The following is a 13,751-nucleotide window of genomic DNA, read 5'->3' as shown; positions in this document are numbered from 1 at the left end:
GGGCCAGCGCAGGCTGGCCCCACTTCGTAGAATTCTGTTATCTAACCAATGAATTGGAAAGATTTCTTTGTACTTCCTCTGCAAGCTCTGGTACTTATACTTGATGCCTCGAAATTGAGTTGCACCTGCTTTGACCTCGCCAAGTGCAATCCATTACATATGGCGATATAGATATACAGATAACACCACACGGTTGTCACATTTAGAACATAAACTCTGTGCGACAGCTGTTGTCAATTTTGTCTCTGTGGAGTAATAGATGCACGTAACAACCCGAACAATGGAAGAAACCAAACATATCGCGCTTGTCGCCCACGATAACTGCAAAACCCACCTGCTACGCTGGGTGAACGAACATAAAGACAAGTTAAAAAATCATGTCTTGTATGCCACTGGCACAACAGGTCATATGATTGCGCGGGAATCGGGTCTTGAAGTGAACTGTCTACTAAGCGGCCCTATGGGTGGCGATCAGCAGCTTGGTGCTCTGATTTCCGAAGGCAAAATCGATATGATGATTTTCTTCTGGGATCCACTTAATGCGGTACCGCACGACCCGGATGTAAAAGCCCTGCTTCGTATCTCGGCAGTATGGAATATCCCGGTTGCCACCAACCGTGCCAGTGCGAACTTTATGATTTCATCACCAAGGCTGGCAGAGAAAGTAGAAATTGAAATTCCAGATTACGATGCCTACCTGACTGAACGCCTAGGCTAATCAGACAGCAAAAACTCGAAATACAAAAAACGCCTCTTACTCAAGAGGCGTTTTTATTTTAACCATACCCTCGCGATACCGCGCTTCATAAAGATCTTCCGGCCCTTTCAATCAGCCAAAAATAATAAATTTGGTTTAAGGTTAATGAGTAGAAAGTAAAAAGCATAAATAAAATAATCAGAAGCGTAGTGGTGGCCAATGAAAGCATGGAAATTGAACCAGCCGGAAGGTATCGACCAATTGGTACTGACAACGGCAACCCAACCGACCCCTTCAAGCGAAGATGTCTGCATCCAAGTAGAAGCCGTCGGCCTGAACCCTATCGACTACAAGCTTGCCCACTGGGGTTATGCCACCTGGGATTACCCGCAGATCATCGGGCTTGATATTGCCGGTACAATAACCAAAGTCGGCGCAGGCGTTCACCATTTCCAACCGGGGGATCGGGTGATGGCATTCCTTGATCCCCGAGATGGCGGAGGGTTTGCCCAGGTTGCCAAGGCTAAAGCTTATGCCGTCAGCCGCTTGCCCGACAATGTCAGCTTTACCCAAGCTGCGGCACTACCCTGTGCCGGTTACTCGGCCTGGATTGCCATCCACGATAAACTTCGCCTCGAAGCAGGCCAGAGCATCGCTATCACCGGTGCCGGAGGCGGCGTGGGCGGCTTTGCTACCCAACTGGCTAAGCTTGCCGGTGCTACCGTCTATGCCATTGCGGACGGGCAGCATCATCAACGCCTTCTTTCCTATGGTGCGGATGAAGTGATTGACCCACATACTGAAAACATTGCCATGCGGCTCATCGAATATACCGAGGACAAACTGGTACACGGCGTTATCGACTGTGTATCGGCCAAGTCTGGCAGTACGATGAGTGCCCTGGTTCGCTACAACGGCCATATCGTGATGATTGCCGATCAGTTCAATCAAGTACCGCTACTAGCAACAACCAAAGCCCTTAGCCTCCATGAAGTTGCCCTGCACGGCACCTATTCCCATGGTCATATCGAGCACATCCATCACCTTGCTGATATCGGCAACCAGCTAGCAAACTTGGTGGGCGAAGGAAAACTCGACCCCATGGTCGACCATGCCTATCGCTTCGACCAGCTTCCCGAAGCTCTCAAGCACCTGAATGAACAGCAACATAGCGGCAAATTAGTCATGCAAGTAAGCTGAGCCTCAACAATGAATAGAGCCCTTATAGGTTCTATTCATTGTGTTTATGAACCACTCAATGTATATTTATGAGCCATTACATCAAGTGAGCTAATTTTTGCTTTATGGCGAAATATATCTATTCACGATTCTCTCCCAGAAATACTGAACATCAGCAACAGATTGACGCTTTGCTGGCTGCTGAGCCAAACGCTGAACAGGTACAGGATCGTGTGCGCGGTGATGTCGAGCCAATGGCAAGAGAAGGCTTTCGCCACTTGTTCGACACTCTCACTGAAGACGATGTGGTATGGGTTTGGTGGCTAACCGCTTTCAGCCATGACTTCAATAGGGTTCAAGCCACTGTCTCGGCCCTTCTCGAAAAAGGGGTCACGTTAAATACGCTCTCTGAGCCACTGGCGTTTGAACCCAGCTCAGAATCAAGTCGCGTGCTGCTTTCACTTCTAAGCGGTTATGGCAATGTGCAAACCCGCAAAAGGCTGCTGGCAGCCGAACACAGCCGTAAAGCGATGAAGGATAACCCTGAGCTATGGCAGCAGAAATTCCGTGGCCGCCCTGCCGACCGTGAAAAACACCAAGAAATTGCCGCCATGTTGCTTGAAGGCCACAAGTTGCAGCATGTTGCCGACACTTGTGATGTCAGCATTTCCACCGTCAAGCGGGTGAAAAGTAAATTAAGCCAGTTCGATGATGAAGGCGCATTGCGTACCCGGCATACTTGTAAACGCCACAAGGATAACAATCAGTCATGACCGACCGTAATTTCTGGAAAGCCCTCGGGCTAGTATGCCTGATCATCAGTGTCGGCCAGTTGAGCATGGGTTTGGTCTTTCCTTCCTTGCCTTGGATTGCCAAAGACTTTGATATTTCACTCGACCAGGCACAGCTTTTGGTCAGCATCTACCTCCTTGGCTTTGGCCCATCGCAGTTCCTTTATGGCCCGATATCTGATGCTCTGGGACGTAAAAAAGTCTTGATGACAGGGTTGCTGATTGCCCTATCCGGCCTTGTCATGATCATTACCCTGAGTGATTCCTTTACCGGTATGGTAATGGGTCGCTTTCTTCAAGGATTAGGCACAGGTTGCTGCGCAGTTCTTGCAAGGGCTTCGACCCGCGACCGGTTCAGCGGTGCTGAACTACCGCTAGCCATGTCCTATATCGCCATGGCTGCCTCCCTGACACCCCTGATGGCACCGGTGCTTGGTGGTTTTATTAACTTCCACTTCGGCTGGACCATGGTTTTCACCTCCCTGCTGGGCTATGTCACCCTTGTCTGGCTGGTGATCGCTTTGCGTTTCAAGGAAACCGTGGCGCAAACCTCGAAAGTGCCATCACCGAAAAAGATGGCCCAGCAGTATTGGCAACTGCTCACCTCGAGCTATTTCATGAGTTTTGCCAGTATCGGTTGGCTTAACTTCAGCCTGATGATCACGACGGTTTCTGTCATGCCTTTCATCATGCAGAACCAAATCGGTATGACTTCCGACGAATACGCGATGTGGGCGCTGATCCCGGCGCTGGGTATGCTGGTTGGTACCACCCTGACCAACCGAGTCCGGCCGAAAATCGGCACCCAAAAAATGCTGTTCTTCACCCCAGTACTACATAGCTTTGCAGCACTGTGGCTGTTTTTTTGCCCGGTTGAGCCGCTGTACCTAATGCTGGGCCAATTTTTGATGATCCTGGGGAACGGGATTGCCTTGCCTTGCTCACAGGCTATGGTGATGCAGCCTTACAAGAAACAAGCTGGCGCGGCTGCGGCTATGTCGGGCGGCGGGCAGATGATCGCCTCGTCGATTTTCAGTATGGGATTGGTGAAGCTAGGCCTTAGCCAGCCATGGCATTTATCTATCGTCATTGTGGTGTTCGCCTTGATCACCCTGAGCAATATTGTCCGCGGCTTCAAGGTAGAACCGCAGGTGCAAACTGCTTAGCCCAAAACATAAATTCACAACCACTCTAGATTAAAGAGAAAAACATGTTGCAAACATCTTGGCTATTTTGGGCTATCTTGTCCGCAGTTTTCGCTTCTTTGACTGCGATTCTCACCAAACTGGGCGTCAGCAATATCAACTCGGATTTCGCTACGTTTATCCGTACCTGCGTCATTTTAGTCATGGTTGGCGGTATTGCTTTCTTTACCAAGCAATTCCAATCGCTCGATGCCATATCCACCAAAGGCTTGGTGTTCTTGGTGCTATCCGGATTGGCAACCGGAGCCTCATGGCTTTGTTACTTCCGTGCCATGAGCTATGGTCAAGCTTCGCAGGTCGCACCGGTCGATAAACTCAGTGTGGTACTGGTTGCTGTATTTGGTGTGCTGTTCCTAAGCGAAAACCTCAGCTCAGTAAACTGGATGGGTGTTGCACTCATTACCCTTGGCGTTATCTTGGTGGCTTGGCAAGGTTAGTCCTTTACGGCCAACTGCCAACAAACAACAACCACTTACATATCCAGCCTTGCACTTTATGCACAGGCTGGATATATTCCCCCCGCCTCGAAAGGCACACCCTAAAATGCACACCTGCCATCCTGCTTCCACTGGTGCATTTATATAGGTGTTATCTATTACCCCATGCAAAATCAAACCGTAAATCGTGCTCAACCAAGCACGTCACTTTTTTCCCGTTTTACCCGTGAGTCCGGCTCGTTATTACACCTGTCGATTCCAATTATTATGACCCAGCTTGCCACTCAGGCGATGGGCTTTGTCGATACCACCATGGCAGGCCAGGTCAGTGCCGCCGACCTAGCTGCTATCGCATTGGGCACCAGCCTGTGGCTACCTGTTTCGCTGCTACTTCGCGGTATCATTATGGCGCTGACCCCAGTGGTGGCATTCCACCGTGGTGCCAACAAGCTCGACAAAGTACGTATCGAGTTTATCCAGATGATCTGGGTTGCTGCGCTGGTCAGCAGTTTGCTCATTGTCTACCTGTCGCAGGGAGGCAATATCCTCAGTGCCATCGGTGTTGCGCCAGAGATCATTCCGATTGCGGGTGACTATGTGCTCGCCCTCGCTTTCGGTGTACCGGGGATCGCGCTGTTCTACACCCTAAATGGCTTCTGCGAAGGAATGAACAATACCCGTGCACCTATGCTGGTTTCGGTAATCGGGCTATTGATGAACATTCCAATCAACTATGTACTGATTTACGGTAAGTTTGGTTTCCCTGCCCTTGGTGCTGTCGGCTGTGGCTGGGCAACCAGTATCGTCTACTGGGTAATGTCCGGGCTGTTGTACTCTTATATCAAGGGTCACCACCACTACAAGAAAATCATCCACTTCGCGGATATCAAACCTCGGGTTAATGATTGCCTGCACCTGCTAAAACTGGGTGTGCCTATCGGTATGAATATCGCAGTATGCGGCAGCATCTTTGCGGTTATCGCCTTGCTGATTGGCCGTATCGGTGCCGAAAATGTTGCTGCGGCGCAGATTGCCCTCAATATTTCCAGCATGACCTACATGATCCCGATGAGCCTGTCTTTCGGAATCACTATCCGTGTCGGCCATGCGCTTGGGGCTAAAAACCAACAAGGTGCCAAAGAGCGCAGCCTATTCGGCATTACTGTTGCCGGCTTGCTATCTCTGGTATCTATCAGTTTCTTCCTGCTATTCCCTGATTGGATCATCCGTTTGTACACCACCGATCCTGTCGTGAGTGCCACCGCTGCGACGCTACTGATCTATACCGCGGTATACCAGTTCAGCGACGCACTGCAAACCTCTGCCAATGGTGCGCTTCGCGGATATAAAGATACCAAGATCCCGATGATCCTGGCGATCACTGCCTACTGGGGACTGGCACTGCCTTTGGGCATGGTGATGGGTCTGACAGATATGGTCGTTCCGGCCATGGGTGAAACCGGCTTCTGGGTGGGTATTGTTACCGGCCTGACCGTTGCGGCAATGTTTATGCTGCTGCGACTGCGCTATGTGATTCGTAGCCAGACTGCTGATAATTGCCATCAACCACAAACTGCCTAATTAGCAGCAAGCTAGTGATGCAATGCCTTCCTCTAATGCCATCTTACCGATGATTTAGTGGAAGGCTACACACCCTGCCTGAACACGCTTTACACACCTTTACTTATATTGGCACCCCGTTACATTCAGCGCAGTAATATATAAGCTCAACGGAGCTTATATACCCAAGTGACCTCAAGCTGCAGGATTCAGAGCCTCATCAATGTGGTCAGTTCAAGGAAAATAACCGAATGGAATAGCCAGCCTATTTCGAGGTTGTTTGACACAGAAATGGGCATATTGATGAGCTCCCAAAGGGCGAGTTTACTTGGCCGCTATGCTGTGTTGGCGATTTTTGATTTAGAACCACTAGAACTACAAATCACCGCCTTGCCTATCAACCAAGTAAATATCGCTGAACCTAGCACCTTGAAGTTACTTGGGTATATTATGAAAAAACTCTATATCACCTCGATAGGACTTGTCTTCCTATGTGCCCTAATCTGGCTAGGGGCTGAGCCTAACTTGCTCGATAACGCCACCTTTATGCAATGGCGAAGCTCTCTTATCCAGCTAACAGGGATCATCTCAACATTACTATTAACGCTGGTCATGGTACTTGCCTTGCGCCTGCCATTTGTTGAGCGACTGACTTCCGGCCTCGATAAATCGTACCGCTTGCATAAATGGCTCGGTATTTACGCCGTCGTATTTGGTGCCATTCACTGGCTGCTTGCTATCGTTCCAAAGCAATTGGTTCGTTACGGCCTAATGGAGCGAGGATCAAAGCCAAACGCTTCGATTGACCCAGGTTCTTTCTACGCCACCATTCACAGCCTCCGAGGAGGCGCAGAATCCATTGGTGAATGGACGCTTTACCTATTTATCGCACTGACCTTGGTTGCGCTTTTTGCCCCGATCAAATACAAACGGTTCAAGTTTATCCATAAGCTGATGGCTGTGGCTTTTCTGTTTATTGCCTATCATTCGGTGGTATTACTGAAGCACGCGTATTGGGATAACCTAATCACCCCTATCGTCATTGGTACCGTAACAATAGGGGTAATCAGCGCCCTATTCAGCCTCTTCGGCCTCATTGGTAAACGGCAGCAATACCAAGGAACCATCAAAGGCTTTCACTTTGATGAGCTGAATAACACCACCTTTATCGATATCAACGTGCCAAAATGGCCCGGCCACAGCTCAGGGCAGTTTGCTTTTTTAACCCTAGCCGGAGAAGAGCCGCACCCATTTACTATTACTGCGGCAGGCTGCAGCAAAGGCAATAACCAAGAAAATAGAACAAGTGTCCAATTCTTAGTAAAAGCCTTGGGTGACTTCACCTCGACGATCCACCAACGATTGGAAATAGGCGAGAAGGTAACAGTGGAAGGCCCCTATGGGCACTTTGATTTCAATGACAACAAGCCACAAATCTGGGTTGCTGGAGGCATTGGCTGCGCGGCATTCAAAGCAAGATTAGAAGAGTTGAAACAGCTCGACAGCCCTGAGCCGATCCTTTTCTATTACTGTACCGAAAACCCATCACCACAGCTTATTCGGGACTTAGAATCAGCAACCTATGGGACCAATGTTGAGTTTCATGTCATCGATAATCGATTGAACCGATTTTTGACTGTCGCTGACATTAAACAGCGTGCTAACAATCTGCAAAACAGCAGTGTTTGGTTTTGTGGCCCTTCGGCATTTGGTAACGCGATAACACGGCAGCTAAAAGAGTTGCAATTTGATATGAAGCACTTCCATACAGAGCTGTTTAATTTTCGCTAGCCCGCAGGCAAGCTAAGTAAAGGTAAAGGTAAAGGTAAAGGTAAAGGTAATTAGAGCGCCTTTGCCCTAGCAGCCCAACTCGAGATCCCAATAAGGTGGTGCGCCGAAGTGCTGGGCGAAATAGTCGACAAATGCCCGCACTTTTGGCGCAAGTAGCCGCGAACTTGGGTATATAGCCCAAAGCGCCGCTTCATCCACCAGCGGATAGTCTTCGAGTACTTGAACCAATTCACCGCGTTTTAGGTGCTCGTAGGCAATCCAGGTCGCGCACATCGCAATGCCCATCCCATTCACGCTGGCATCACGTACTGCTTCTCCATGGTCAACCCTGATATTGCCTTTAACCTTGATGTTCTGCACACCATCTGGGGTAGCAAAACGCCAGCCTTCGAGTCCAGCATGGTTAATGCACAAATGATTTTTGAGATCCTGCGGCGAGGAAGGCTTGCCGTAAGCAGAAATATAGTCCGGCGAGGCGCACATGATGCGCTTATCAACGGCCAGCTTACGTGCGATCAAAGTCGAGTCCTGCAGCTCGGCATTTCTGATAGCGACATCAAAGCCACCTTCTACCAGATCAATAATCGAGTCAGTCAGGCGGATATCGACCGAAAGTTCAGGATATTGGGCTAAAAACCCTTTAAGTGCCGGGATAAGATGCATTCTGCCAAATGAGGCCGGTGCGGTAATACGCAGTGTACCCTGCGGCAGCCCCCCTGCCGCACTTCCCACAGAGGCCCGAGCTGCATCGACACTTTGCAGTACTTCTTCAGCATGGGGAAGAAATGCCATGCCTTCTTCAGTCAGTGACACCTTTCGGGTGGTACGATGAACCAACCGTGCCCCCAGGCTCTCTTCAAGCTTGCTGATGTGCATACTGGCAACCGGAGGGGACAAGCCGAGCTCCTGCCCAGCCTGACTGATATTATGGGTAGAGGCCACCCTAACAAAAAGCCTCAGGTGTTCAATATTCATTGCAAATCGCCAAAGGTTTGAAGTTTTATAAGTTTATCGCAAGAATCAACCTTCATGGAAGCGAGCAAAGCGACGATCTCACCTTGGCTATTTCTCATTTGTAAGCCACTTCCAATTTTTGATGATTTTTCCTTATTCTCACAATATGCGACTAATTCCCTGAGAATCTCACTTTCGCAACATGTGAAAATAACAATCCTTCCTATTATTATTTTTTCCAGCTCTTCATAAACAAGAAGAATTATTAATATCAAGAAATTTATTATTTTTCATACTGTTAAAAAATAACCATTAGGTGCAAAGGATGCAGTTCAAAAACATAAATACGCTAATCATTACTTCATTAATGGTGCTCGTATTAATACCATCAGCTTATAGTGCAGAGTATGAATTTAAATTTGGTGGGTGGAGTTATCACGGCGAATCATACGCAGCAGATACCTATGAATATAATGAAGAGCATAATGGTATTGGTCTAGAGGTATTTTTTCCTACAAGTACATCATTTACCCCTGTTGCCGGGGCATGGACAATGACAGACTCCTTTAGCCAAAGAATGGTTCAAGTTGGTGCCGGTATAAGGTATGAGCCTGAGCTGTTTCGTGATCGGGTCAGTGCACAGTTAATGGTTGTCGTAGAGCGACGAGGATTTAACTATGTCGATCGAAGTACTGGCCAGTCTGATGGGATTTACATGGATACCAACGTTATTGCTATTCCATACATTCAAGTCAAACCATTTCCGAAGTTTGGGTTGGCTGCAGACTTTATCTATATTCCAAGGTTTGATGATCTCGATGTTGAGACCTATTTCTTTCGCTTGAGCTTAAGTAACTCGATATTAAAATAACGAATCACTATTGCTCAGAAAATTTAGTTGGCAATAATATGGTTATTTAACGTAACAGGATTAGGGCTTTGTATCGACAATGTTTTCCAAACGAGAACACAAGCCATAGCCCCCGCCAACACATTGGCAATTGCGGCTGCAAAAACGATATAGCTCACACTGCCACTTATTACCCCGAGCCCAATCGCTGGTACAAACAATACAAATAACCGAATACATGTCACCAGCAACGCTCGCTTTGCCAACCCTAGCGCATTGAAGGCTGAAACTACCACCATGCAAAGCCCTAGTGGCCCATAGCTAAATGGCAACACGACCAAAGCAACTTCAAACCACGATTGGATGTTGGCCTGCTGGCTAAGCAGCGGGATCACCATGGGAGAAACCAACACCAGCAGGCAAGCAACCACCAAATGAAACAGCACTAAGAACTTGGCTGTCGTCAGCAATAAATCTGATATTTGATCCCAACGGCCTGCTCCGAGGTAGCGACCAATCAATGGAGGAACAGACATGGTCAATGCCAGGGTAAAGACAATCGCAAAACTTTCGAAACGGATTAGCAAGCTCCAGAAAGCCAATGTGTCAGTGCCGTTTTTGGCAATAAGCAACATGACCAAGAATGCACTGACTGCAGGTAAGATCTGGTTTGCCGTGGTCATTACCGCTGTACTGGCTAATTCGCGCAATACGCGCCATGCAGTACCATTGAAATTGAAAGGCAAAAACCAAGCTTTACCTCTGGCTTTTACGTACATATAGATCGCTGTACTGCCATAACCCAATGTGGTCGCCATGGCTGCCCCTGCGATCCCCATATCCAATGTAAACATCAGTAGCGGGTCGAGCACTAAGTTGATCAGACTGGCGATAACAAACATAGTTCCTGTCATTTTGCTGTCACCGTATGAGCGGTAGACACATGTTGCCAAATACAACGCGGCAACGGCAAATGCACTCAGCAGCCATACTGGCCAGTAATTGTTGAAAAGCCCCTGAAGAATATTCGCTTGCTCGAGTGACGTATCATCAGCAATATAAACTGATACAGCCGCATCCCGGAAAAACCAGAAAGATACACAGACTAACGCAATCAACGACAGGCCAAAAATGACAGATACGGTTGCTACCAGGGCGGCTTTTTCCCTTCGCTTTGCTCCCAAAGCCCTGGCTATGATCGATGTTGCCGCGACACCAACGCCTACCTGAAACCCGACAAACACAGTCTGAAAGGGCAGCGTCATACCATGCACCGCCAGTTCATTGAGCCCAAGCAGCCCGATAAATACCGAGTCCACCAACTGAACCAACATAATGGCAAACAACCCAAGGGTTAGGGGAAGCGTCCTGCTTATGATTAATTTCAGAGTCGGTGTGACAGACAACATATCTGCGGCCTCTTTCTGCGGAAAAGATAAAATACGGAAAAGAAAAGGCTCCCCTTATGGCGAGCCTTTCACAGTAATTGATATATGAGCTGTTAAATATAAGCGGCTAAAGAATAGCAACTTAACAATGCAGCCTTAGGCGATATCAATCATCACCTTGCCCATCGCCTGGCCACTCGCTAGGCGGTTATGGGCATCGGCCACTTCGCTTAGCGCAAAACGCTGGCTATCCAGAACAGGTTTTAGCTCTCCGGCTTCGGCAATTTTCGCCAAGGCTTCCAAGATTTTACCGTGCTCTTCACGGCCCTTGTTATGGATCATCGGGATCAGCATAAAGACAACGTGCAGTGATAACCCTTTCATGTGAACCATCGACAAATCCAGCTCAAGGAATGACAAGGTTGTAGCAATCTGACCGTTAAGCTTTGCAGCTTCAATTGAATTGTTGAGGTTGGCACCGCCTACTGCATCGAAAATCACATCGAAGCCTTCACCATCGGTATGCTTAACCACATAGTCAGCAACCGACTCTGCTTTGAAATCAATCGCTGTCGCACCTAGGCTTGCAATCAACTCAGCCTGCTCACCGGCACTACCTGTACCGTAGACATCAGCGCCGAAGTGACGGGCAAGTTGAACAGCCACGTGACCGACACCACCAGCGGCACCGTGCACCAATACTTTCTGCCCTTGCGCGATACCTGCTCGCTGGAGGCCTTCAAAAGCAGTAATGCCCACCAAAGGTAGCGCAGCAGCTTCAGTCATCGACAAGTTCTTTGGTTTGTGGGCAACCAGATTGGCATCCGCCAGAATATACTCAGCTAGCGTACCCGGCAGATCGCCCAGACCACCTGCACAACCGAAAACTTCATCGCCAACCTGATATTCAGTGACACCTTCTCCAACAGCTTCCACAACGCCGGCAAAGTCCATCCCCAAGACAGCAGGTGCTTGCGGTGAAAACGGCAGGCCCTCACCCATTTCACGGATCATCATGTCGATGGTATTGACGCTGGTTGAAGCAATACGCACCAAAACATGCCCTGCTTTAACTTGAGGCTTAGCCAATTCAGCTTGCTCGAAACCTTCAACACCACCAAATTCACGAATAACCATTGCTTTCATGGGAACAACCTCTTTATTGAATGCGTAATAGATGGTGATAAGTATATTCGGCACTGGGCAAATGATAATTCCGCTTCATAGCGAATGAGTTTTAAGATTTTCTTAATAATCCCGCCATTATTAATTTTGCATTAAGACTGATTTCACAGCTGGGCGAATTATCAATGTCTTCTCCCCCCGCTAGAATGCACCACATCAATTCCGATTCGTTTCAAGGAGTGCCTTATGCACTACGAAGGTAAAATTTATCGCCCTTGGATGGAGGCCGAGAGCGTATTAATCCAAACCACGCTGGGTTGCAGTAACAACCAATGTACCTTCTGTACCATGTTCGACGATAAGCGGTTCAAGGTCAGGGATATTGAAGGTATCTTCCGTGATATAGAGGAAGCCCGCCGGATCTACCCACACGTAGAATCAATATTCCTTGTTGACGGTAATGTGATGGCAATCCGGACTGAAATGCTGCTCAAGATTTTGGACAAAATCAAAGCGACATTCCCGGAGATCAAGAACATCTCGCTCTACTCTGGCTTCAATGATTTCCGCCGCAAGAGTATCAGCGAGTTAAAAGAGATGAAATCAGCGGGCCTGAGCATGGCGTATTCCGGCTTGGAGTCTGGTGATCCTGTGGTGCTTGAGAAGATCAAGAAGCGTATGACCCGAGAGCATGCTATCGAAGGCATGGAGATGGCACGAGAGGCGGATATCAAGGTGCTGGCGTCATTCATCTTCGGGCTCGGAGGCAAGGAGCGCTCGGTTGAGCATGCGGTTAACACTACCAGCTTGCTCAATATCATGCAGCCGGATGCGATAGCGCCAATGGCACTGGCGGTACAACCCGGCTCGGAGCTTGAAAGGGAGATCCACCGTGGTAAATTTACCCTGCCGACTCCGCTGCAAATATTGGAAGAAGAGAAGTACCTGCTGGAGAATTTGGAAGATTTCCCATGCTACTACTGGGGCGACCACGGCAACAACATCTCACCGATGCGTGGGATGCTGCCAGCAGCAAAGCAACCATTCTTGGATAAAATAAACCAAGATATTGCCCATAACCCAATTACCAAGCAAAACGTGATTCAGACATTTGCCTGGTAACTTTATAATTTCTAGCCGCGAGTTCCATTCCAATGGAACTCGCGGTTTTGCTCTTTCATATGTTCAGTAATGTTTTTGCACTTGCTTCATAAGAATGACGGAACCCACTAATGTACAGTCATGTCCCATTATATTTAATCCGAGCCCCGTTGATTCCCCATCAAAGCCAATGTAATAACCACCAGGTGCTATTGCTGACCCCTCATCAATATCATTGTCATAGCGCTCTTCACCAAGATCACCTTTTTCACGCATCACTCTGATTTCTTCACCGGCGGTTTGAATAGTACTTTCATTATCTTCTTCAAGCCAACCGTCAACAGAGCTAGTTACAAGGACCTCAACTTGATCCACTAACTCTTGCTCCTCTTCGTTGAAGGTGTTCAAAGAGCAACGAGCAAAGAGCTTTAAAGGCCCATTCGTTGCCAACGTAACCTCTTCCCCATCATCAAGATGAACAAAGTAAGGTAATGAACAGTTTTTAAGTACCTTAGAGACACCATTAACCGTACAGCCATTGCTATAATCATGATATTTATCAAATTTCTCAAAACTATTATTAAAAGCAGCTGCAGAAAAAGAAACCATAGATAAAGATAAGAGCAACGCTAAATGTCTTATGTTAGATAGTTTATATCTCATGCTATTACTC

General features: G+C 48.1%; 13 protein-coding genes. 9 read left to right on the top strand and 4 right to left on the bottom strand.

Features of this window, described 5'->3' with window-relative positions; genetic code table 11:
• Positions 1–259: 259 nt before the first annotated feature.
• The 7 genes from ACXAGQ_RS12865 to ACXAGQ_RS12835 all read left to right on the top strand — a co-directional run bounded on the left by ACXAGQ_RS12865 (position 260) and on the right by ACXAGQ_RS12835 (position 7,660).
• Positions 260–718, top strand: a complete 459-nt coding sequence (locus ACXAGQ_RS12865; protein WP_475254226.1) for a methylglyoxal synthase — start codon at positions 260–262, stop codon at positions 716–718.
• Positions 719–916: 198 nt separating this feature from the next.
• Positions 917–1,897: a zinc-binding dehydrogenase gene (locus ACXAGQ_RS12860; RefSeq protein WP_475254225.1), complete on the top strand. Its 981-nt coding sequence runs from the start codon at positions 917–919 to the stop codon at positions 1,895–1,897.
• Positions 1,898–2,001: 104 nt separating this feature from the next.
• Complete coding sequence (locus tag ACXAGQ_RS12855; protein WP_475254224.1) at positions 2,002–2,649, top strand: recombinase family protein; 648 nt, start codon at positions 2,002–2,004, stop codon at positions 2,647–2,649.
• Positions 2,646–3,833, top strand: coding sequence for a multidrug effflux MFS transporter (locus ACXAGQ_RS12850; protein ID WP_475254223.1), 1,188 nt, complete (start codon positions 2,646–2,648; stop codon positions 3,831–3,833). Before ACXAGQ_RS12855 ends, ACXAGQ_RS12850 begins: the two co-directional genes overlap by 4 nt.
• A gap of 44 nt (positions 3,834–3,877) precedes the next feature.
• Positions 3,878–4,309, top strand: a complete 432-nt coding sequence (locus ACXAGQ_RS12845; RefSeq protein ID WP_475254222.1) for an EamA family transporter — start codon at positions 3,878–3,880, stop codon at positions 4,307–4,309.
• Positions 4,310–4,474: 165 nt separating this feature from the next.
• A complete protein-coding gene (locus tag ACXAGQ_RS12840; RefSeq protein WP_475254221.1) occupies positions 4,475–5,890 on the top strand; it encodes an MATE family efflux transporter in 1,416 nt (471 codons plus the stop codon).
• Between the two features lie 282 nt (positions 5,891–6,172).
• The gene (locus ACXAGQ_RS12835; protein WP_475254220.1) at positions 6,173–7,660 is read left to right on the top strand and encodes a ferredoxin reductase family protein; all 1,488 of its coding nucleotides are present in this window, start codon (positions 6,173–6,175) and stop codon (positions 7,658–7,660) included.
• Positions 7,661–7,726: 66 nt separating this feature from the next.
• On the opposite strand, the gene ACXAGQ_RS12830 is transcribed toward ACXAGQ_RS12835, so the two are convergent.
• The gene (locus ACXAGQ_RS12830) at positions 7,727–8,635 is read right to left on the bottom strand and encodes a LysR family transcriptional regulator (protein ID WP_475254218.1); all 909 of its coding nucleotides are present in this window, start codon (positions 8,633–8,635) and stop codon (positions 7,727–7,729) included.
• 304 nt (positions 8,636–8,939) lie between these two features.
• On the opposite strand from ACXAGQ_RS12830, the gene ACXAGQ_RS12825 reads away from it, so the two are divergent.
• Entirely contained in the window at positions 8,940–9,485 is a 546-nt protein-coding gene (locus tag ACXAGQ_RS12825) for a hypothetical protein (protein WP_475254216.1), read from the top strand.
• 23 nt (positions 9,486–9,508) lie between these two features.
• Here the strand turns inward: ACXAGQ_RS12825 and ACXAGQ_RS12820 are convergent, their stop codons facing one another.
• The gene (locus tag ACXAGQ_RS12820) at positions 9,509–10,873 is read right to left on the bottom strand and encodes an MATE family efflux transporter (protein WP_475254215.1); all 1,365 of its coding nucleotides are present in this window, start codon (positions 10,871–10,873) and stop codon (positions 9,509–9,511) included.
• Between the two features lie 135 nt (positions 10,874–11,008).
• The gene (locus tag ACXAGQ_RS12815) at positions 11,009–11,998 is read right to left on the bottom strand and encodes a zinc-dependent alcohol dehydrogenase family protein (RefSeq protein WP_475254213.1); all 990 of its coding nucleotides are present in this window, start codon (positions 11,996–11,998) and stop codon (positions 11,009–11,011) included.
• Between the two features lie 225 nt (positions 11,999–12,223).
• Here ACXAGQ_RS12815 and ACXAGQ_RS12810 point away from each other — a divergent pair, with 225 nt between their 5' ends.
• Positions 12,224–13,099, top strand: a complete 876-nt coding sequence (locus ACXAGQ_RS12810) for a radical SAM protein (protein WP_475254212.1) — start codon at positions 12,224–12,226, stop codon at positions 13,097–13,099.
• 63 nt (positions 13,100–13,162) lie between these two features.
• Here the strand turns inward: ACXAGQ_RS12810 and ACXAGQ_RS12805 are convergent, their stop codons facing one another.
• On the bottom strand, positions 13,163–13,741 hold the full coding sequence (locus tag ACXAGQ_RS12805) for a hypothetical protein (protein ID WP_475254210.1): 579 nt from the start codon (positions 13,739–13,741) through the stop codon (positions 13,163–13,165).
• Positions 13,742–13,751 lie beyond the last annotated feature (10 nt).

Source organism: Photobacterium sp. ABD4_091, assembly GCF_056160145.1.
Note: the sequence above shows the minus strand (reverse complement) of the source record. Positions and strands in the feature narration are given on the sequence as shown.

What these genes read in the sequence shown, in the direction of transcription:
- ACXAGQ_RS12830 (WP_475254218.1), bottom strand. Translation starts at nt 8,635, where the DNA reads ATGAATATTGAACACCTGAGGCTTTTTGTTAGGGTGGCCTCTACCCAT.
- ACXAGQ_RS12840 (WP_475254221.1), top strand. Translation starts at nt 4,475, where the DNA reads ATGCAAAATCAAACCGTAAATCGTGCTCAACCAAGCACGTCACTTTTT.
- ACXAGQ_RS12815 (WP_475254213.1), bottom strand. Translation starts at nt 11,998, where the DNA reads ATGAAAGCAATGGTTATTCGTGAATTTGGTGGTGTTGAAGGTTTCGAG.
- ACXAGQ_RS12810 (WP_475254212.1), top strand. Translation starts at nt 12,224, where the DNA reads ATGCACTACGAAGGTAAAATTTATCGCCCTTGGATGGAGGCCGAGAGC.
- ACXAGQ_RS12845 (WP_475254222.1), top strand. Translation starts at nt 3,878, where the DNA reads ATGTTGCAAACATCTTGGCTATTTTGGGCTATCTTGTCCGCAGTTTTC.
- ACXAGQ_RS12850 (WP_475254223.1), top strand. Translation starts at nt 2,646, where the DNA reads ATGACCGACCGTAATTTCTGGAAAGCCCTCGGGCTAGTATGCCTGATC.
- ACXAGQ_RS12865 (WP_475254226.1), top strand. Translation starts at nt 260, where the DNA reads ATGCACGTAACAACCCGAACAATGGAAGAAACCAAACATATCGCGCTT.
- ACXAGQ_RS12805 (WP_475254210.1), bottom strand. Translation starts at nt 13,741, where the DNA reads ATGAGATATAAACTATCTAACATAAGACATTTAGCGTTGCTCTTATCT.
- ACXAGQ_RS12825 (WP_475254216.1), top strand. Translation starts at nt 8,940, where the DNA reads ATGCAGTTCAAAAACATAAATACGCTAATCATTACTTCATTAATGGTG.
- ACXAGQ_RS12860 (WP_475254225.1), top strand. Translation starts at nt 917, where the DNA reads ATGAAAGCATGGAAATTGAACCAGCCGGAAGGTATCGACCAATTGGTA.
- ACXAGQ_RS12820 (WP_475254215.1), bottom strand. Translation starts at nt 10,873, where the DNA reads ATGTTGTCTGTCACACCGACTCTGAAATTAATCATAAGCAGGACGCTT.
- ACXAGQ_RS12855 (WP_475254224.1), top strand. Translation starts at nt 2,002, where the DNA reads ATGGCGAAATATATCTATTCACGATTCTCTCCCAGAAATACTGAACAT.
- ACXAGQ_RS12835 (WP_475254220.1), top strand. Translation starts at nt 6,173, where the DNA reads ATGAGCTCCCAAAGGGCGAGTTTACTTGGCCGCTATGCTGTGTTGGCG.